Source organism: Serratia marcescens (assembly GCF_006715005.1).
Taxonomy (GTDB): Bacteria; Pseudomonadota; Gammaproteobacteria; order Enterobacterales; family Enterobacteriaceae; genus Serratia; species Serratia montpellierensis.
Genome location: NZ_VFMJ01000001.1, coordinates 5368403 through 5386809, shown reverse-complemented (window position 1 = coordinate 5386809; position 18407 = coordinate 5368403). Strand labels below are relative to the sequence as shown.

General features: G+C 55.8%; 19 protein-coding genes. 1 reads left to right on the top strand and 18 read right to left on the bottom strand.

Annotated features, from left to right (window positions below; all coding sequences use genetic code 11):
- Positions 1-3 precede the first annotated feature (3 nt).
- On the top strand, positions 4-3189 hold the full coding sequence (locus FHU12_RS26005) for a type I restriction endonuclease subunit R (RefSeq protein ID WP_141972651.1): 3186 nt from the start codon (positions 4-6) through the stop codon (positions 3187-3189).
- A 127-nt stretch (positions 3190-3316) separates the two neighbouring features.
- On the opposite strand, the gene FHU12_RS26000 is transcribed toward FHU12_RS26005, so the two are convergent.
- The 18 genes from FHU12_RS26000 to FHU12_RS25915 form a co-directional block, all read right to left on the bottom strand.
- Positions 3317-3721 (bottom strand): acetyltransferase, encoded by a 405-nt coding sequence (locus FHU12_RS26000; protein WP_141972649.1) that lies wholly within the window; start codon positions 3719-3721, stop codon positions 3317-3319.
- Positions 3718-6576, bottom strand: a complete 2859-nt coding sequence (locus FHU12_RS25995) for a conjugative transfer ATPase (RefSeq protein WP_141972647.1) — start codon at positions 6574-6576, stop codon at positions 3718-3720. The genes FHU12_RS26000 and FHU12_RS25995 overlap by 4 nt, the downstream gene beginning before the upstream one ends.
- The gene (locus FHU12_RS25990; protein ID WP_141972645.1) at positions 6576-7001 is read right to left on the bottom strand and encodes a TIGR03751 family conjugal transfer lipoprotein; all 426 of its coding nucleotides are present in this window, start codon (positions 6999-7001) and stop codon (positions 6576-6578) included. The genes FHU12_RS25995 and FHU12_RS25990 overlap by 1 nt, the downstream gene beginning before the upstream one ends.
- 149 nt (positions 7002-7150) lie before the next feature.
- Positions 7151-8647, bottom strand: a complete 1497-nt coding sequence (locus tag FHU12_RS25985) for a TIGR03752 family integrating conjugative element protein (RefSeq protein ID WP_141972643.1) — start codon at positions 8645-8647, stop codon at positions 7151-7153.
- Positions 8640-9548 carry a TIGR03749 family integrating conjugative element protein gene (locus FHU12_RS25980; protein ID WP_141972641.1) on the bottom strand — a complete coding sequence of 303 codons (909 nt, stop codon included), beginning with the start codon at positions 9546-9548 and terminating at the stop codon, positions 8640-8642. Before FHU12_RS25980 ends, FHU12_RS25985 begins: the two co-directional genes overlap by 8 nt.
- Positions 9545-10216 (bottom strand): PFL_4703 family integrating conjugative element protein, encoded by a 672-nt coding sequence (locus FHU12_RS25975; protein WP_060558313.1) that lies wholly within the window; start codon positions 10214-10216, stop codon positions 9545-9547. The genes FHU12_RS25980 and FHU12_RS25975 overlap by 4 nt, the downstream gene beginning before the upstream one ends.
- Positions 10213-10578 (bottom strand): TIGR03750 family conjugal transfer protein, encoded by a 366-nt coding sequence (locus FHU12_RS25970; protein ID WP_049209666.1) that lies wholly within the window; start codon positions 10576-10578, stop codon positions 10213-10215. The genes FHU12_RS25975 and FHU12_RS25970 overlap by 4 nt, the downstream gene beginning before the upstream one ends.
- An 11-nt stretch (positions 10579-10589) precedes the next feature.
- Complete coding sequence (locus tag FHU12_RS25965) at positions 10590-10955, bottom strand: TIGR03745 family integrating conjugative element membrane protein (RefSeq protein WP_141972639.1); 366 nt, start codon at positions 10953-10955, stop codon at positions 10590-10592.
- Positions 10956-11018: 63 nt separating this feature from the next.
- Positions 11019-11261, bottom strand: a complete 243-nt coding sequence (locus tag FHU12_RS25960; protein ID WP_141972637.1) for a TIGR03758 family integrating conjugative element protein — start codon at positions 11259-11261, stop codon at positions 11019-11021.
- A complete protein-coding gene (locus FHU12_RS25955; RefSeq protein ID WP_141972635.1) occupies positions 11261-11590 on the bottom strand; it encodes an integrative conjugative element protein, RAQPRD family in 330 nt (109 codons plus the stop codon). The genes FHU12_RS25960 and FHU12_RS25955 overlap by 1 nt, the downstream gene beginning before the upstream one ends.
- A gap of 238 nt (positions 11591-11828) precedes the next feature.
- Entirely contained in the window at positions 11829-12014 is a 186-nt protein-coding gene (locus tag FHU12_RS25950; protein ID WP_141972634.1) for a hypothetical protein, read from the bottom strand.
- 223 nt (positions 12015-12237) lie between these two features.
- Entirely contained in the window at positions 12238-12996 is a 759-nt protein-coding gene (locus FHU12_RS25945) for a TIGR03747 family integrating conjugative element membrane protein (RefSeq protein ID WP_049209670.1), read from the bottom strand.
- Positions 12977-15091: a type IV conjugative transfer system coupling protein TraD gene (gene traD, locus FHU12_RS25940; protein ID WP_141972632.1), complete on the bottom strand. Its 2115-nt coding sequence runs from the start codon at positions 15089-15091 to the stop codon at positions 12977-12979. Before traD ends, FHU12_RS25945 begins: the two co-directional genes overlap by 20 nt.
- Positions 15088-15861 (bottom strand): hypothetical protein, encoded by a 774-nt coding sequence (locus tag FHU12_RS25935; RefSeq protein WP_141972629.1) that lies wholly within the window; start codon positions 15859-15861, stop codon positions 15088-15090. Before FHU12_RS25935 ends, traD begins: the two co-directional genes overlap by 4 nt.
- On the bottom strand, positions 15858-16493 hold the full coding sequence (locus FHU12_RS25930; RefSeq protein WP_141972627.1) for a restriction endonuclease: 636 nt from the start codon (positions 16491-16493) through the stop codon (positions 15858-15860). The genes FHU12_RS25935 and FHU12_RS25930 overlap by 4 nt, the downstream gene beginning before the upstream one ends.
- Complete coding sequence (locus FHU12_RS25925; RefSeq protein ID WP_141972625.1) at positions 16490-17014, bottom strand: integrating conjugative element protein; 525 nt, start codon at positions 17012-17014, stop codon at positions 16490-16492. The genes FHU12_RS25930 and FHU12_RS25925 overlap by 4 nt, the downstream gene beginning before the upstream one ends.
- A gap of 2 nt (positions 17015-17016) precedes the next feature.
- The gene (locus FHU12_RS25920) at positions 17017-17709 is read right to left on the bottom strand and encodes a transglycosylase SLT domain-containing protein (protein ID WP_141972624.1); all 693 of its coding nucleotides are present in this window, start codon (positions 17707-17709) and stop codon (positions 17017-17019) included.
- Positions 17688-18398, bottom strand: a complete 711-nt coding sequence (locus FHU12_RS25915) for a TIGR03759 family integrating conjugative element protein (protein WP_141972622.1) — start codon at positions 18396-18398, stop codon at positions 17688-17690. The genes FHU12_RS25920 and FHU12_RS25915 overlap by 22 nt, the downstream gene beginning before the upstream one ends.
- Positions 18399-18407 lie beyond the last annotated feature (9 nt).

Sequence of the window (18407 nt, the reverse complement as noted above, 5' to 3'; positions counted from 1 at the left end):
ATCATGACCACCTTTAAAACCGAAGCGCAATTTGAGCAGGCCTTTATTGAGGCACTTACCCACAAGGGATGGGAAACAGAGATACTCAAAAACAAAACCGAAGCCGATTTACTGCAAAACTGGGCAAACATTTTGTTTGAAAACAATCGCCAGCGGGATCGTTTAAACGATGTTCCGCTTACTGCGACTGAAATGCAGCAAATTATTGAGCATATCAAAGAGCTTAAAACCCCGCTCAAGCTCAACGGTTTAATTAATGGCAAAACCGTGGCAATTAAGCGTGATAACCAAGCCGATGCTTTGCATTTGGGTAAAGAAGTCAGCTTAAAAATATACGATCGCCAGGAAATTGCTGCTGGCCAAAGCCGTTACCAAATTGTGCAGCAACCTAACTTTGAACGCGACAGCCCTTTGCGTAACGACAGACGCGGTGATGTGCTGCTACTGATTAACGGTATGCCGGTGATCCATGTGGAACTAAAGCGCAGTGGCATACCGGTTAGCCAGGCTGTCAACCAAATTGAAAAGTACAGTAAAGAGGGCGTATTTAGCGGTCTGTTTTCCCTTATCCAAGTGTTCGTGGCAATGGAGCCAAATGAAACTAAATACTTTGCCAATCCCGGACTAGACGGCAAGTTTAACCCCGACTATCAGTTTAACTGGGCCGATTTCAATAACGAACCCATGAACCACTGGAAAGACATTGCCTCTACCCTGCTTTCTATCCCTATGGCGCATCAGTTGATCGGATTTTATACCGTCGCCGACGATACCGACGGCGTGCTTAAGGTAATGCGCAGTTATCAGTATTACGCCGCTAATGCGATATCTGACAAAGTGGCCAAAACCAACTGGCAGCAACTGGGTAGCGCGGCCAATAATCCCGATCGCCTCGGGGGATATGTGTGGCATACCACGGGTTCGGGTAAAACCATGACCAGCTTTAAATCGGCGCAGTTGATCGCTCAATCCAAAGATGCCGATAAAGTAATTTTCTTAATGGACAGGATTGAACTGGGCACCCAGTCGCTCATGGAATACCGCAATTTTGCTGGCGATGGCGAGGACGTTCAAGCCACCGAAAATACTCACATACTCATTACCAAACTAAAAAGCACCGCCCCAGCCAATACCTTAATTGTTAGCTCCATTCAAAAAATGAGTAATATTTTTGAAGCGGAAGATGGTGAAGGCGTGACCACAAACACCGCGGATATTGAAAAAATCCGCGCTAAACGCTTGGTGTTTATTGTCGATGAGGCGCACCGCTCCACCTTTGGCGATATGCTGATTACGATTAAACGTACCTTTCCGCGCGCCTTGTTTTTTGGCTTTACTGGGACACCGATTCAAGAAGAAAACGAAAAAAACGGCAATACCACCAGTACCGTATTTGGCAACGAGCTACACCGCTATAGCATTGCCGATGGCATACGCGATGGTAATGTACTCGGTTTTGACCCTTACAAAGTACCTACATTTAGAGACAGTGACCTAAGGCAAGCGGTGGCGTTAGAGCAAGCCAAGGCCGGTTCAGTTAACGAGGCCATGGATAATCCTGTCAAAAAGAAAAAATTTAACCACTTTATGAATGATGTACCTATGGCTGGCCATAGAGATGCTACAGGAAAATACCACAAAGGCATTGAAGACTATGTGCCTAAAAGCCAATATTTAAGCGATACTCACCAAACTAAGGTGGTGGAAGATATTCTGCATAAATGGGACGTGCTCAGTCAAGGGACTAAATTTCATGCCATTTTGGCCACTAACAGCATTGCCGAAGCCATTGACTATTACCGCAGTTTAAAAGCCGCCAAACCTGAACTTAAAGTATCGGCTTTGTTTGACCCAAATATTGATAACGACGGCAGTGGTGACCGTGACCCCACCTTTAAAGGCGATGGCCTAGACGAAATAATGACCGACTATAACGCGCGTTATTGTCAAGATTTTGACTTTGCCCGCCATGCGGCGTTTAAAAAAGATTTAGCGGCACGCCTTGCCCATAAAAAGCCCTATGAGTGCATTCATACCGAGCCTTCAAAGCAATTAGATTTACTGATTGTTGTAGATCAAATGCTCACTGGCTTTGACTCTAAATGGCTTAACACCTTGTATTTAGATAAGGTAATTAAATACCAAAATATTATTCAAGCGTTCTCACGTACCAACCGCTTGTTTGGTCCGGACAAACCCCACGGCATCATCCGTTATTACCGTTATCCACACACCATGGAGAAAAATATTAATGATGCGGTAAAACTCTATTCCGGCGACAGACCTATCGGCTTGTTTGTAGATAGGTTAGAAAGCAACCTTAACGCCATGAATGAATTAGTGTTAGAGATTACCGGGCTGTTTGTCAGTGCGGGTATTGAGAACTTTGAAAAACTGCCAGAAGATATAGAAACCTGTGCCCAATTCGCCAAATTATTTAACAACTTTAGCCACCACCTAGAAGCGGCTAAAGTACAAGGTTTGCATTGGGAGCAGTCGATCTATTCATTTACTGAAAATGATGTAGAACATGAGGTAACGCTGTCCATAGACGAACAAACTTATCTGAGCCTGGTTCTGCGTTACAAAGAGTTGGTTGCCAAGGGTGATGGTACTGGCGTAGGTGGCAGCGATGTGCCTTTTGATATCAGTGGCTATTTAACCGAGATAGATACCGGAAAAATCGATGCCGACTACATGAATAGCCGCTTTGATAAATACTTAAAAGAGCTGAACAAACATCAAGGTTCTGCGAACATTGAAATCACATTAAATGAGCTGCACAAGTCGTTTGCATCACTCACCCAAAGCGAGCAAAAGTACGCCAAGCTCTTCTTACACGACTTGCAGCGCGGTGATGCGCAATTAATTGAAGGCTATACTTTTAGAGACTATATCAACGCCTACAAAGACAACGCTGAAAATGCACAATTAAACGCTGTTGTTGATGCTCTTGGTTTAGATAAAAAACTACTCATAGCATTAATGACTGATAGTGTTAATGATAAGAATCTCAACGACTTTGGTCGTTTCGACGCATTAAAAGAATCGGTAGATAAAACGAAAGCCAAGGCCTACTTTGAAAAACAAGACGGCATAACCATACCTCTATTTAAGCTGCATATTCGCATTGATCAGTTTTTAAAGCAGTTTATTTTTGCACAAATGGATGATTTCTTAAGTGACTAAGATATTGTTAGTGATGTGATAAACGTTTATCCCTCAGCATAAGTTTTCCCACACTTATGCTGAGCTTTCTCTTTCGTGAAATATTTTATCATGATGAAATTGATAAAATTTGTTGGGATTGTTTTAACTAATTGACCCTAAATCGATCGCACAGTTCGCTTAAATGGAGCAGCAGATACACCACATCCGCGGCATCCGGTACGGTGACATACCAGCGCGGGTGATCGTACTCCTCCGACTGCGGCCACAGCGTACTGCCGGTCACCGAGATCAGAACATCGATGCAACGCCCCAGTCGGCCCTCGAGATGCAACGCCACGCTGGTACGACTCCCGATGCGATGCGGGTGGGCCGTAAGTTGGACCGGCCCCAGGAGTCGATCGCGGATAGCCGCACAGAACGTCTCAAGCCGCCGCGCATCTGCTTCGCTTAAGGTGGCCACGCCCTGCGGAGGGAGGGTAAACAACGACGGTTCACGACAGACCTGGCCATGCGGTCGAACAACCGGTTCCGGGTATTTCAGGGTCATCATGCTACCGCTGCCTCCCCGTTAGCCGCCAGGCCGCGCAGACGGTCAAGCTTTTGCGCTACCCTGCGCGCCGCCTCGAGCTCGCTGCAGCCAAATTCCTGCATCAGCGCGCGGCGCTCGGCCTTCTCTTCTTTCTCCGTCATCCCCAGCGCCAGGTACAGGCTCGGCGGTACTGCACGGAACAGCGCCTCGAGTTTTTTCGACAGCACCACACCTTCGGTATAACAGCCGGAGAGTTTGCTGGCTGACAGCAGCACCGCCTTTTGCTCCTCGGTCAGCGCCTTGAAGCGGGCAATGTCGTTGACCTCCTCCGGCGGCATGGTCAGACAGACCCACCACTCCGCCATGTTCAGCATCTTCTCGGCAATGTCCGGGAAGTCTTTCAGGTTCTGTGTTGCCAGCCACAGCCAGGCCCCGAGCTTACGCCACATCTTGACGATTTTGGTCATGTACGGTGCCAGTAGCGGGTTCACCGTCACAATGTGCGCCTCATCCACCGCGAACACGATATCCCGTTCCGAGTACTGGTCTCGTTCGGCAATGTTGTTGATGGTATTGGTCAGGCTTACCATCGTCAGCGCCATCTGCGCCTCATACCCCTCACGCGCCAGATGCCCCAGGTCAATCAGGGTCACATCCGCCTCTGGCCACAGGCTACCTTCGCGGTTAAACAGCTCTGCTTCGAAGCTGCCGGCCTGGGTAAACATGCCCAGCGCTTCGGCCATTTCGGCCGCTTTCGCCCGACGCTGTGGATTGCGCTTTTCGTTGGCGGTGTCGTTGGAAATAGCGTACAAGGCGTTCTGCAAATCAGACGGTAGCATCTGGCGCTGCTCGTCATAGGCGCTCTTCGCCGCCATCAGCAAGGCTTCACGGATCATTGCCCGGTCAGCCCGTTTTAACTCCGCTTCTTCCTTCTGGTCACCGCCGGTGACCATCATGCGCGCCGAGATCTCCATTTCCCCCAGGTAATCGCGTTTATCCTCATCGTCGTCATCCGCATCGATATCACGCAGCTCACTTTCATCCAGCTCCAATGAGCTCAGTTCCTCGATAAGCTTATGCGCGAAAGAGAACGGCGGCAAAGACACGCCACTGCCCGGTTTGATGCTGACTTTATTGACCGTCAGCCCCTGGCTTTCAAAGTAATCAGCCAGCAGCCCAAACGAGTTCCCCGCCTCGGCAACGAACAGACGTGGGCGATGAACCGCCATGGTTTGCGTCAGCGTGGCACACAACGTCGCCGATTTCCCCGCGCCGGTCGGACCAAAATACAGCATATGCGCATTCTGGCTGCGGTCATGTTTGTTAAGCGGATCAACCGTCAGAATATCGCCCCCGCGGTTGAAAAAACTCAGGCCTGGATTGCCCGTTCCCGTTTCACGACCGGTAACCGGTAGCAGGCCGGCCAGATGCTGTACCCAGGTCAGACGGGTGTACCAGTGTTTCTTGTCGGTCTCCGGGTTAAAGCACATCGGCAGCGCGCGCAGGTAGGTATTGAGCGGCGCCACATCAAATTCCGGGCGAACCGGCTGCAGGCCGGCACCAAGCAACACGTTGGTGAGCTCGACACGCTTGTGATTGAGCGTGGTCAGGTCGCCGGCACGCAACAAGAAGGTGATGCCGGCACGGTACAGCTTGTGACGATTACCCAGGTATTCCTTGACCTGTGCCACGTCCTGACGTACTCGCCCGGATTCGGTATTTTCGCCGACGGCATTTTTCGACAGCTTGTTAAAATCGTTTTCCAGCGTGTCCTGCGGCTGCACCACGATGGTCATGCACAGCATCGTCCCTTCCGGAAACATATCCATCAGCGCGTTGATTTTTTTCTCGCCACGCTTCATCTCTCCGGTGATGGTGCCGGGCTCTGGCGGGCGGCGCAACTTCTCGACCGGGATCGCGCAATGCGCCTGATTATCGAACCACCACACCCCCTGGTCCGGATCGGACACGGGCGGGGTGAACAGCAGGGTTTCGGCAAAATCATTCTGCACCGGCATTGCGCCTTCCGGCGTATCACGGCTGTCAAAATAGGCGGCGTCACGGTACAGAACCCCTTTATCCACCCACTCCGGGCTGGGGTTAAAATGACGCAGCAGCCAGTCGTGAACCTGGCCGCCATTTTGCCGCACACACACCACACCTGCCCCGTTCAGCGCCCCCGTCACGCGCTCACAGGTCTGATTCAGCATGGCGATAGGCGGCATTGGGTCGGTGTTGCCCTTGCCAATCCAGCGGTACACCACCATGCGGGTCCGGCGTTGCTGCCCACGCCATGGCTGATCGGTGATCAGTGTGTCCTTGAACAGGCCTTCCGGACGGGCAATACCGCGCAGATGGCGCTCGGTTTCTTTCAGCCATGACTCAGACAACTGAGAACCCTGCGCATGCGGCTTGATATACCCTTTTAGCCGGTCAAGGTACGCATCGACGTTGTTCTCGTCCTGGCAAAAGAACTGCACGACCCAGGGGTTTTCATCATGTTCGTCAAACGAGTCCTGCAGGGCATCCTCCACCGTGTCGCGCATCTGCTCCAGGCGATCGTCTGTGCGTCCCTCGGTGGCCACCGGTGTGATATCAAAAACGGCCCCGACGGACACCCCGTCATCGAGCAGGATACACTGCTCGCGGTCGAGAAATTCCGCCCAGGGCAGGTAATCAACGATGGACGGATTGGCGTGATACACCTGCTGCTCCTCCTTTACCGTCATCTTGCCCTGGCGCCGTAATGGCTCACGGCCGTCGACGGACAATGGCACGCCGTCCTCGGTGGCGATCACCGTGTCCTGGACATCCGTTGCCGGCACTGCCGGCTTCTTGCGCGTCAGGCGCTTTTTATCAAACAGGGAAAATCGCATCAGTAGGCCTCCGTCCGTTCACCCGGCATCGCATACTGCACCTGACTGTAGAACGGGAACACGGTGCTGTAGCCCGGCACCGGCGCGTTGCCATCCGCCAGGTGCGGATACACATACATCACCAGGTCGGGATTCGGCAACCGTGGGAACTGCTGGCTGATTTCGCTTTCCTGCGTGCGGCTGTAGCTGCGATCGCTTGCGGCTGTTGCCTGGCTTTCGTTCTCGGTGAGCGGCCGGCGCAGGCTGTCGCGCGCCGCCACCGCATTACGCGCTGTACCGCCACCGTCTTCACCCTGCCACAATTCCAGCATCGAGCTGTCGCCCGGTGGCAGCATTTCCTCTTTCGACGTCGAACAGCCGGCCAACGCCATGGCGCTGACAATGACAGCGGTCGCTAGGACCCGGTTAAACAGATTTTTCCGCATGATTATCATTCTCTTATAAGCAAACACAGCAGGAGCAGCACACCTAACCAAAACGCGCTGCAGGACAGCAAGACCAGCGCCCAACTCTGTGGGCGACTCATCTTTTCACATTGACGCCACAGCATGCTTCTCCTCCTCTGAATGACGTGTTAATCCAGTCCGCCGGTGCTACCGTCTTCGCCAGGCAGGCTGAAGTCGTAACGCACCTTGCGCCCTTTGGTCTCAAAGTCGATCGCCAGCTGGCGGGTAATGTGCACGGCCAGTTTCTGGCCCGGGGGAACGTACACGGCGTCGAACATCATGCCGTAGCGCTCACGCACCCAATCGGCGGTCTCTTTCATCCCGCCTGACAGCGCCTTGCCCAGCACGGCCTGGCCGGCATTACCGGTCATGGTCGAGGTGATGCCATTCACATTGTTTTGCGTGGTGTATTGCCCCTGGCTGATCCCTTCCCCGGCGGCGCTGGCGGCCGACAAGGCGGCGATAGTCGGCAGGTAGGTCGAGGCATTGGACTTACGCTCTCCACCGATGCACGGGATGCCGTTATCATCAGAGATCCAGCCAATGCCGGCGGTGGTGCTGACGTCTTTGCCATTGTTACCGCTATTGTTGTTGCTATTGGCCTTCATATTGGTGTCAGGATGCGGCAAGGTGCGTACCGTCCCGTCCGCAAACACGAAGGTGATGCTGTTGACCTGGCCACGCACGCACGACAACGTCCAGTCGCCGCTGGCCGTCCCGGAGACAATCGCCCCTTCCACGTCCGGCAGCTCGATGCCGTTCGCCGTCAGGTTGTCTTTGCCAATCATCAGCTTAAATGGGTAGGGGTCGGTCACCGTGCCGTTGATCGGCACGCGGCCCAGCAGCGCCGTCATGGACCTACTGCCCACCAGGGTGGAGTTCTCGGGCAGGGTAAACACCGGCTCGGCGCTCTCCTCCGCCCCTTTTTCATTGGTATGCCCTTTCACCTGCTGCTCATAGGCAGCTTTTTGGCGTGTGATGGCATTGTCCGACAGGAACGACGTCGGGAACTGCGGGCCGTCTTTGGCGCTGTTCGGATTACGCGGGTCGGGTTCTTTCATGTCCTTTGGCCCGACCCACATCAAGTCATCCTGGCCAGGGGCGGCGCCACCTTCGCTCGCGCCCATGCCATCCAGCCCCAGACCGAGCGGGATATCACTGTCATTCTTCGCCTTGTCTTTATTTCCGGCCAACTGCTCGGTCAGCGTCTGAATTTTCCCCATCAGCGTCTGCTGCTCCTGCTGGAGCTGCTGCTGGCGCTGCTCGGCCTGCTTCTGAAAGCCGGCCACGGCCTCATTGACCTGGCCGGACACATTGGTATTACGCTTGCGCAGCGCTTCGTTTTCTTTCAACACCTTGTCGATGTTGCTTTGCAACTCGGCCTGCTGGGTTCGGGTAGTACGCAGGGTGCCCACCAGGGTACGCAGGGTATCTTCCGGGGTATCCCCCTCCACGCCCAGCGCCCGCAGCTCTTCCGGCGACATGCTGGCCAGAACGTTATGCGCCTGCTGAGTCTCCTCCTGCGTTTTACCGCCGCTGCAGGCTTTGAGCCCGACGACAATGGATGCAGCCAGCACGCCGAACACAATCACTTTCGGCAGCATGTTGGATTTCACCTCAGCCATGATTAGCCCCCTTCTTCACCGCTTTTACGGCCTTGCGAACCACCGACGGCTCCGCGATAAACGCCCCGTCCGGGCGACCGGACGTGACCAGATACAGCGTTGTGGTGTCTTCCGGGGTCCCCACCGGGCCGAGATAGCGGTGCTGGAACGTCGCCGTCACAAACTGCCCCTGCAGTACCCGGGGATCGAGCGTGATTTTGCGGCTGGCGGTGTTCTGCACTTTCAGCGCCACCACGTTGCGACTGCCAATACCCCAGCCGCCCAGCGGCGTGATGGTCACCGGCTCTGACGGGTACAGTGTGGTGATACGTTTCGGCAAGTGCGGGTTGACCGGATGAATGCCTGGCACCGCTTCAACCGTGCGCATCGGGCCGTACAGGCTTTGTGCTGCGTACCGTGTCAGGACGACCGGCAGCGGCGCGTTGTATTTGACTTTTTTACGCTTCGCCTGGGTGCCGTTATCCGCCCCGGGAGCCGCGTTGTTTCCCCCTGAAGCAGCAGACGTGTCATTACTGCTGCTGACCGATGTCACGTCACCGCTGTAGACAATGCGCACCGGTTCGGCCGAGCCTTTGTCCGATGCCGTCACATCAAGGAGAATGACCTCCCCGTTTTCCACGTCCTGCAGCTGCAAACGCGTTGGCGGGAAAGCCGCATCGGCTTTCAGGTAAACCGCACCGCCGCTGCTTTGTACCCGCAGCTTGCCGTTCAGCGCCGGCGGGAATCCGACGCGGACATTTTTATCGGCAAACAGCACGCGCTCCTTGCCGACGGCCAGCGGAACTTGCAACGGGATACGCTCCCATTTCATCAGCTCTTCCGCCTGGGTAACCGGCACGGTGAACGTCGCCGCCAGGGGAAGTACACTCAGGGAAAGCGCCAGAACACGTGCTTTCATCATTGGAATACTCCTTTTTTCTCAGGCGCGGGTTCCGCCGGCGCCGCAGCCAGACGCTGTGGCATGCTGTCGTAACAATCCAGTGCCAGACCAAACTCATTACGTTCCGGATCCCCTTCTGCGCGCACCACTTTGAGCGGGTAACGTGTCAGTGCGCGTTTCACCGGTTCACCGGCGAAAGACTCGTCCGCCACCAAATCCAGGCGCACCACCCAGTTATCACGGCCTTTGACCGTCACCGGACTCTGGTTATAGCGACCGTTGTAGCCATGCTCAGGGATTTCGAACACCACGCGCGTTCTGCCGGCGAGCTCGCCACTTTCGCTACGCTTTTTGGCGTCTGCCTTCAGGAAACGTGCGCAGGAATCCGTCAGATAAGGAGACAGCGCGGCAATTTTGGCCGGGTAATCGACATCACCGTTCTTTGGCCAGGCATTGAGTTGCTGGAAGATATAAAAACCGAAGCTATAGACCGTGGACGGTGGCACCTCCCACCAGGCACGGGTAGAGCCGCTGCGCAGGTCGGGGGGATTATGGATAGTCAGGTTAGCCGGCGCCCGCATCCAGCCGATGCTGGCTACCAGAAGGAAAACGACCAGCACGCCACAGGCAACACGCAACGTGAGAATATGCTGATCGCGGTTTTTAACCGCATGTCTGAAACGGCTCATTTGGACCTCTTAACAACGCGGCTGCGACGCAACGACCAGCCCTGTTTGTCGATAATCAGGGTGGGATCCCCCCACCCCATGCGACGTTTACGCGCCTCGAGGCGCTGCCAGATATAATTCTCCGGTTTACCGCGCTTAAGGCGCGTCAGCCGGCTGCCTCCAAACCAGATGACGAGAAGCGGCGTCACCAGCATGCCGGTGGGTATCACGACCCAACCGGCAAGAGGAAGAAACGGCAACGACACGAGCAGACCCAGTCCCACGCCCGCCAACGCCGCCAGTCCCATCTCCGGGGTGGTAAACCCCCGGAAGACGACAGGCTCGGCGTTAAGACGGTCAGGTAAGAATCGGATAGTCTGCATGGCGGATAACCTTAGAACAGGATTTCGGCGGACTTGCCGACCAGCCAGATAACCGCAACCAGCAGCACAATACCGACCACGATAATGGCGCCGAACTTACCCCAGTTGGATTTACCTTCGCGCACCTCATGGAAGGTGGAGATTGCAGAGTTTGCTACCACAAGAAACGCCACGGCGGCAGCGACCAGCCCCAGGATGACGATACCGTCCTGAATGTAACCTTTGAGGGTATCCATCAGTCCACCGCCACCACCGGAAGACGGCGGCTCAACGCTCGGCAGTGCAGCCTGCGCCGGTTGACTGGCGGCATAAGCCAGAGAAGTCGCTACCGCGACACGCGCAGAAAAATGACGGAAGAAACGAGATACAGCATTCATAAAGCATTCCTTTTTGCAGAGTGAAATTAATAACGTGAAAAACGGTCCAGCGTCTCACCGGGGTCAGCTGGCAAACATCCAGGTAACAACGAGCAGCAACAACACGAGCCTGACGGCAAACTGCACCATCGCTGCGTTTCGAAGCTTTTCGTTGCTCCACCCCTTCCAGATATCGGTCAGCGCCCAGGCTGCCCAGACAAACAGCACCGCGAGCAACCCGCCGATGCAAATCAGCGACAGGATATTGACTTCAACACCGCCGCTGGCCGCCTTGAAGGCCTGCTCCTGCGCATCGGTCATGGCCATCAGGGGCGCTCCCGACGGTAATTGCCGGCCACCGCACTGCCATCTCGTGGTTGTGCGCGCGAGGGTTCCAGGTAACGGTCAATGCCGGCATTGATGGTCTTGAGATCGGCGGTAGCGCGGGCATAGTCGAAGAAGAAACGACCGCGCTCCGACGGGTCAGCCTGAACGGCGGCAACACGCGCACGTTCAAGCGCTTCCTGCACCTGGATCAGCATGCGCTGGGCAGAAGCCAGCTCATCTTTTTCAGCAGCAAAGGCAGGCAGTGCGGTCAGCAAAGTCAGCCCCAGCACACAGCCGGCGCCGAGACCACGAACAACGGGGATAGGCATACACAAGCACTCCTTGATGATTTAGGGTGCTCTCAGGGTGCGACAGATGGGGCGGGAGGTCAGCGGATAACTCTTTATGGAATTTTGATAATTTTTAGCCAGGGGAAGCGCATGAAGCTAAATAAGCGGTCTGCAGACACTATTGTTGTACATCAACAGCAACAAGAGAAGGGGGTATCAGTTTTGCACCGTTGGTAACACCAACGGCAGTAATACCAGTATCAGAATCAGCCCGACCTCATAAATGCATCACGACACTGAACAGGAACATAGATCCCCCAATACACAAGATCGCAAATACTTGCAGGACACGTAACCAACGTTGAACAAGGTTTTCCGGAGGGGCTTTCTCTAAAATAGGTTTAAGCAGTGTGGCTAGAATAACAGCCTCAAGAGCAATAACAGCGCAAATATACAGATTCATTCAACACCTCGTTTTCGATTAAATCGCAGAGCAACAAAAATATTTAGGGGACATTCAGAAGACAATAAATGGTTTGAGCAAGAACGGCAGCACGTAACTCGTTATGAAACTTGGATGGTTTTTAAGCCTAGAAATACTGCCGCGCCGCACAGCGGCTTGTCTGCTGACGGCAGCGCACAAAAGCCAGTTTTGTACGCCGCCGTCCAGCCTGGATTTCAGGCACCTACAAATATTTCTTAAACGACGCTGTCGTCACTGTCACCGCAATGCCGAGCAGGATAGCGGCCGGCAACAACAGCAGATTGGGGTATACCGCTGTTGGCCAGGATAGATAAAGCATGCAGGGGATATACACCGCCGGTTTCACCATTCGCTTGGCGTGGTGGTACACAAAGCTCGACTCATAGCCGGCACCGTAGCGCCGAATATCACGCCGCCCCAACCCCTCGGTCAGCGCAACCAGGACCACCAGGATAAACAGTGGGATGGACAGCACTAAAATGGTCACACGTACCAGGGTGATCACGGTAACGTACACCGTCGCCATCAGGTACTCTTTAAGCGTGGTAGCCAGCCAACCACTCCAGCTATTCAGCTCTCTGGCAACCGCATTCTGGCTGTGTACCTGCGTGTCATACGCCTGCTTAATCCAGTCCAAAAAGCCGCTGTCCACGAAGGTCCATTGATACGCCATCATAATCCAGCGGGTGACGGTCACTGACGGTTCAGACAACAGCAGGCTGCGTGTAAACTCAGAAGACAGGTATCCCAACTCGGTGTTCATCACCGCTTCACTGTGCGACGCGCCAAGCTCTGGCCAGAAGAATGCCATCCCGACATATTCGATCACCAGGCTCACCAGCAGCGAAGCCAGGAACATCCCGATCAGCATCCAGGGCCAGCCCCACAACACATTGTAAAACAGCCCATGCTTACGGGGTTGTACGGGCTGCTGAGGCTGATTATTCACCGCTTGCGACATTCAGCCCCCCTTGGATAGCAATATCCGGCATTACCGTGCTGGCTGACCACCAGGACTCACTGGTGCGGTAGTTGCGCTGCATCTCCTCGGCAATCTTTTGCAGGTTGGCCGGCATAAGCGCATCATCCCTGTCGCCGCTGGGTAGTGGCATCCGAATTTTCCACAGTTGACCGCCTTCCAGCAACGCGAACGCCTGTCCTTTCGGGAGGTTAATCACATCCGCCGGGGCAAGCAGTGGGGCTTTCACAGTCCCGACACGGTCCTGGGTATTGGAGGTAAAATCCTGTCCCTTCTCCACATCGGCCGTATCGGCATGCCCTGATACCAGGGTTTTGGTGTAGATATCCACTTCCGGCAACTGTGTGGTGAGCAACTGTGCGGTCCGGTTCTCACGCACACGAAGCATGATCAGGGTATTGAAGTTACCCGTCACCTGAGCCGCCTTGGCGGTACTGCCGATGCGCGCCTCGATATCCGACTCGGTTTGCGTGTAGGCCGTCACCTGCATACCGGCCCCGCCTCCTTTGTTGATAAGCGGGATAAATTCGTCCCCCATCAGTTCGTTGAACTCGTCACAGTGCAGGTTGATCGGCAGTTTGCCGTCTGCCCGGGTCGGCAACCCGCCATGCATGCCGTGTTTATAGATATGACCGGCCACGGACACCAGATCGGCAAACATGCTGTTGCCGACGGCAGAGGCGACCACCCCGTCCGACAAGGCATCCAGCCCGACGTAAACAATGCCGCGCTTGCGGATGACCTGCTCCCAGTCAAAAATGGGCCGCGGGTCAATCATATCCATATAGTTCGGCGCCAGGAGCTCGGCGGTCTTGCCGGTAGTGAGTTTTTCCAGCAGTGGCAACAGGGACGCCACAATTTTATCGAAGTAAGTACGATCATAACGGACGGCTGAGCGCAGGCCATCAAGAATGGGGTCATACAGCTGCTTGCCGGCCTCGGAACTCAGCGCCATTTCCACCGCCATGATTTTTATCGCGTTCGGCTGGCCCTGCATATTGCGCGGCACATCGTCCTCCGTCAGCACCTGCAGGCTGTTGTCGATTTGTTGCTGCAGCGCCGGCATACGCGCTTCAATCACTTTCTTCGCGTAGGTCTCGTACAGCTCACTGATGTTGTTCACGTAACGGGTGATCAACTGATAGTCAGGTCGCTGCCCCAGCGCAACCAAGGCACGCGCCACAATATTGACGAATCGCCAGGCAAACTCACGGAACGCCGCACTGTTGCCCTCTCCGCTCAGTTGCCCGGAAATACGCCCGGCCACCTCCGACACGCGTTCAAAGCGCCCGACGGCGTTATAGCGTGCCGAGATATCCGGCCAGCCCAGATGGAAGATGAACAGCTCATCTCCGCGGCCGGCTCGGTGCGCTTCAGCCCAGACCCGGCGAAGCAAATCCGCATCGCCTTTTGGATCAAACACAATGGTGATGTCACCGCGGCGAATATCCTGGGTGATCAGCAGTTCCGCCAAGCGGGTCTTACCGACACGGGTAGTGCCCAACACCAGGCTATGCCCTACGCGTTCGCCCAGTGCCATCGATACATCGAGCTCATCGGGTTCAATACCATGGATCGCCGGGTTCCCCCCGACCGGTGGCAGCGGCCGCACCGGATTGAGTGGAGAATCCTTGCGCAGCAGCTGGGACAACCACGGCAGGGTATATTCGGTTTTAAGCTCCAGTCGGCGCGCCACCTGGTACATTTTTGGCGGCTGAACATATTTTTCCACTTCCGGCCGACGGGTATCCATCAGGCGCTGGGTGTGCTTTTGCTGCCAACGGAAACCCCGCCCCAGGAACAGCCGCTGCCGGCTAACCGGGATCTGTGCGCTTGTCATGACATAGCGCGGTAACCGACGCAGATTACGGCGATAACGGACCACCCGCAGGCCCTGCCGTGCTCGTACCGCGGACAGCACCGCAAACCCGCCGGCAGTGACATAACTCACCGACGGCGCCAGTGCAACAGACCAGGGAGCAACGAAACAAATCACCGCGGCAGCGCCGGCAACGATCGCGGTATTCAATTCTACCGCCGGGCGCAGCAGCGCTTCCATCACATGACGGTTACTCATGCCCCCTCCTTGCCTGGCGCAAACAGGCGCTTCCACCAGGAAACTGTCTTCGATGTGGCACCCGGTTCGAGGTACCGGATTTCAAGCTGGCGACGTAACTGCTCAGCGTCCCCGGCCTGATGCAGGACAAACCGCTGCTCCCCGTCATTACCGGTCGTATCATCCAGCGTCACCGTAACATCGGTATGCCAGGTATCCACTTTCCAGCCGGGAGTATCATCACGGGAAACCGACACCCGGCGTGCTGACAGTGCCAGATACACGCCCCGCGACCGCAATACCGACACCATCGCTGACAGGGCCTCACACGCTGTCATAAAGGCGTGGTCGACCTGATACTGGCTCAGAGAGACATTGTGTAGTTGCGTCACGCCATACCCCAGCAGATGGAAATAAAAACGCGCCAGGCAGCTGCGGTGATTGCCATCCGCGCTAACATACCAGTCCAGTCCGTCCAGGCTGACAAAACTCATTCCGTTATGGGGTTGTGTGGCTTCGGTGTAATAATCCGGGTTGCTTTCAATAAGCGGGATGTTGATATCCATGCGTTTGCCCCGGTGCAACAGGTCAAGCCAGCTCATCCCGGCATACTGCGGATGGTCGGTGCCCACGATACGGAACACATTAAGGCTCCCCCGATCAGTCCAGTAATGACGGGTGATAAAATCTTCGGCCTGCCGGTACCCAACCCGACTCCAGGGCTCAATCTGCGTATCGGCCCAGGCCGGCTTATTCGCTGACACGCGCTCAATAAAAGGCTTGTCGTTCATGGCACTCTCCCTTCAGAGACATGGGATATACTCCGTTTGGTTACCGTATTTCCGGATAAAAAAGACGTCCACTCCGCATTGCCCGCAAGCAACGCCAGCAGCTTTTGGCCGCTGACCAGGTGGACGTGGGGATGGTTCTGCAACAAAACCCGGCTCAGTTGACCGGTACGGCCGGTATGAATGAAAAAACCGTCGCAATGGTGATGTCTAAGCAACGCACCAAAACGCGTGATATGGGACGGTGTGATCGTCCGGCCGTAACGTTTAGCCTGGATGAGGTAGGTCTTGCCTTCGATAATGACCTGACCGTCCAGGCCGCCGTCGCCGCTGTAGGAGGTATTGCGGATAACGGCATAGCCCTGGCGCTCAAACGCCAGGAGCAACAGCTCTTCGAAAACATAGGGATTGATTTTGCGCAGATAGGCCAGACGCTGACCATCACCACCCAGCAGCGGTAAGCGCGCCAGTACCCGCGTGGCCGTCGCCTGATATCGGCGGTGGCGCCGACGGCTGGCTGTCTCCCGGCCACGGCAGTTCAACCCCACCATAACAGCAACAAACAACACAATCAGCACAACCGTCAGCACAGGGTTCACCATCAATACTGCAGTGATGTGTTGCGCCGATATCATGGTGTGACCTGCTGGAACAAACCGATATCAGTGATGAGTACCGGGTAATTCGACAGCTGCAGCCGGCGCGCCAACTCACTGCCGGAGGCCGGCGCCATCGGCACCCCCGGTGCCAGCTCACGCAGCGCCTGCAGGGCAGGCAGGTTGCTGACGTTAACGACGAGGCCCGCAGCATGCCGGGATTTGAGTTGTTCCGCATTCGCCTGCAGCCAGAGTCGGCTGGCATCGTCATCACCCACAATAAACAGCGCACCAATCCCGGGCAGTTGCAGCGGGCGCGCCGCTACCACACCCGGGGTCAGTTCCGGTGTCGTCACCGGCAATACGGCCACTTCAACTTCATCAGCAGATACAGGGGCTTGCGGCATGACCGGCGGCGCTGCCGCGTCACCCTGCCGATTAATCCCCTCAAAATAAGGTGATACGTCATCGCCACCGATATCAGCGATGACATTCAGGTTGGCCAATGCCGTGGTGGTCACCAGACTCAGGCCGAACAGCAGAAAATTCATTTTTTTCATGATTATGGGTTCCGTGGTTCAATCCAGGTCAGCGCCACCGTTTGTGCCGGTAACACCGTAGCCGTGGGGGTTGTACTGGTCACCCGGAGCGGGGCGGAACCACTACCGTTCAGGCGTGCCAGCTTGCCGCTCACAATGGATTTATACCGGGCTGCAGGCGCTCCGCCGGCGGGATGGTGATAACACCCGGCGGCAACCAGCCAGCTCCCAGGGTTGCGGTCATAGCATTCTCGCAGGATGGCCGCTGCCGCGTTGAGGTTGGTGTAAGGGTCAAACGCCTCCCAGGTCGACGTGAAGTGATGGCCGTTCCAGCCCAGATTGACCTGGGCAATCCCGACATCGATGCGCTTGCGAGGATGTGTTTTCAAAAAACGCTGCAGTGCTTCCCAGGCTTGCAGGCGGCTGGCGTAACGATACCCTTTGCCGGCCACGTTAATGGTCCAGGGCCAGGGACGTTCCACATCCGGGGCCGGGCCGGCCCCGCGGGTCACCAAGATGATGCTTTTCGGCGCCATCGATGTCTCTGCAAGCGCCACCGAATACAGGGACTCCGGCGGCACCCCGTGACGCAGCGCCACCTCCCGGTAACCGGAAGGCACCTGTTGGGTAGCAGCATGAACGACACCACCGCTCACAACGGTGAGGAGGGCAAGCAGGGGCAACAGCCCCCGGGTCAGAATGCGGCGAGTGTCCATCCGTTCTCCCCTTGTTGCAGCACCACCGGCATCAGGCCGTTGCCGAATTTCATCCAGCGGCCACCATCATGATTGAGCGTAATTTGACGTGCGCGCACCTTGTCGACGGGAATGTGATGCGCCCGAGCCCACTCGCGCAGCAGACTGTCATTACCCTTGCTGTCAACCAGGTAAATGTCGACCGGCCGGTTATCTGCCAGCACCGCCGCCAGGCGTGCATCGCACTGCCCGCAGTCCTTCGCTTTCACGAACAGCGCCAATCGCCCGCCGGTGTCATGTGCGATACCGGCCGCATTCCCCATGTTCACCGGCAACACACCAAGGCGCTGCCAGGCCGCATCCACCTCACGCTGGAACCTGAGTTCTTTCTCGGTGCGGGCGAACTCCTGCTTTACCCACAGCTGCGCGTACTTTTTACGCTCGGCATCGCTCTGTGCTTCGATGCCAAGGGCAGTTAGCGGATCAAGCCCCGGAGACTGCGTCCCGCGAGGGCCATCCATCAACTGCTGATAACGCTGGTACTCTTCCCCACTGAGGCCCCACTGCCTGCCCTGCTGCGCCGTCTTGTTCGCCTGGCTCTGCTGAATCTCACTCAGAGTAGACTGGCTGTTCTCAATCGTCGTCTGCTGCGCCGCCTGTGATAACGGGCTCAGCAGCATCAGGGAAATTACGCTGTATTTCAGTTTCATCACGCTCTC

Excerpts from the sequence above, each read along its gene's own strand:
- FHU12_RS26005 (WP_141972651.1), top strand. The coding sequence starts at position 4 with ATGACCACCTTTAAAACCGAAGCGCAATTTGAGCAGGCCTTTATTGAG.
- FHU12_RS26000 (WP_141972649.1), bottom strand. The coding sequence starts at position 3,721 with ATGATGACCCTGAAATACCCGGAACCGGTTGTTCGACCGCATGGCCAG.
- FHU12_RS25995 (WP_141972647.1), bottom strand. The coding sequence starts at position 6,576 with ATGCGATTTTCCCTGTTTGATAAAAAGCGCCTGACGCGCAAGAAGCCG.
- FHU12_RS25990 (WP_141972645.1), bottom strand. The coding sequence starts at position 7,001 with ATGCGGAAAAATCTGTTTAACCGGGTCCTAGCGACCGCTGTCATTGTC.
- FHU12_RS25985 (WP_141972643.1), bottom strand. The coding sequence starts at position 8,647 with ATGGCTGAGGTGAAATCCAACATGCTGCCGAAAGTGATTGTGTTCGGC.
- FHU12_RS25980 (WP_141972641.1), bottom strand. The coding sequence starts at position 9,548 with ATGATGAAAGCACGTGTTCTGGCGCTTTCCCTGAGTGTACTTCCCCTG.
- FHU12_RS25975 (WP_060558313.1), bottom strand. The coding sequence starts at position 10,216 with ATGAGCCGTTTCAGACATGCGGTTAAAAACCGCGATCAGCATATTCTC.
- FHU12_RS25970 (WP_049209666.1), bottom strand. The coding sequence starts at position 10,578 with ATGCAGACTATCCGATTCTTACCTGACCGTCTTAACGCCGAGCCTGTC.
- FHU12_RS25965 (WP_141972639.1), bottom strand. The coding sequence starts at position 10,955 with ATGAATGCTGTATCTCGTTTCTTCCGTCATTTTTCTGCGCGTGTCGCG.
- FHU12_RS25960 (WP_141972637.1), bottom strand. The coding sequence starts at position 11,261 with ATGGCCATGACCGATGCGCAGGAGCAGGCCTTCAAGGCGGCCAGCGGC.
- FHU12_RS25955 (WP_141972635.1), bottom strand. The coding sequence starts at position 11,590 with ATGCCTATCCCCGTTGTTCGTGGTCTCGGCGCCGGCTGTGTGCTGGGG.
- FHU12_RS25950 (WP_141972634.1), bottom strand. The coding sequence starts at position 12,014 with ATGAATCTGTATATTTGCGCTGTTATTGCTCTTGAGGCTGTTATTCTA.
- FHU12_RS25945 (WP_049209670.1), bottom strand. The coding sequence starts at position 12,996 with ATGTCGCAAGCGGTGAATAATCAGCCTCAGCAGCCCGTACAACCCCGT.
- traD (WP_141972632.1), bottom strand. The coding sequence starts at position 15,091 with ATGAGTAACCGTCATGTGATGGAAGCGCTGCTGCGCCCGGCGGTAGAA.
- FHU12_RS25935 (WP_141972629.1), bottom strand. The coding sequence starts at position 15,861 with ATGAACGACAAGCCTTTTATTGAGCGCGTGTCAGCGAATAAGCCGGCC.
- FHU12_RS25930 (WP_141972627.1), bottom strand. The coding sequence starts at position 16,493 with ATGATATCGGCGCAACACATCACTGCAGTATTGATGGTGAACCCTGTG.
- FHU12_RS25925 (WP_141972625.1), bottom strand. The coding sequence starts at position 17,014 with ATGAAAAAAATGAATTTTCTGCTGTTCGGCCTGAGTCTGGTGACCACC.
- FHU12_RS25920 (WP_141972624.1), bottom strand. The coding sequence starts at position 17,709 with ATGGACACTCGCCGCATTCTGACCCGGGGGCTGTTGCCCCTGCTTGCC.
- FHU12_RS25915 (WP_141972622.1), bottom strand. The coding sequence starts at position 18,398 with ATGAAACTGAAATACAGCGTAATTTCCCTGATGCTGCTGAGCCCGTTA.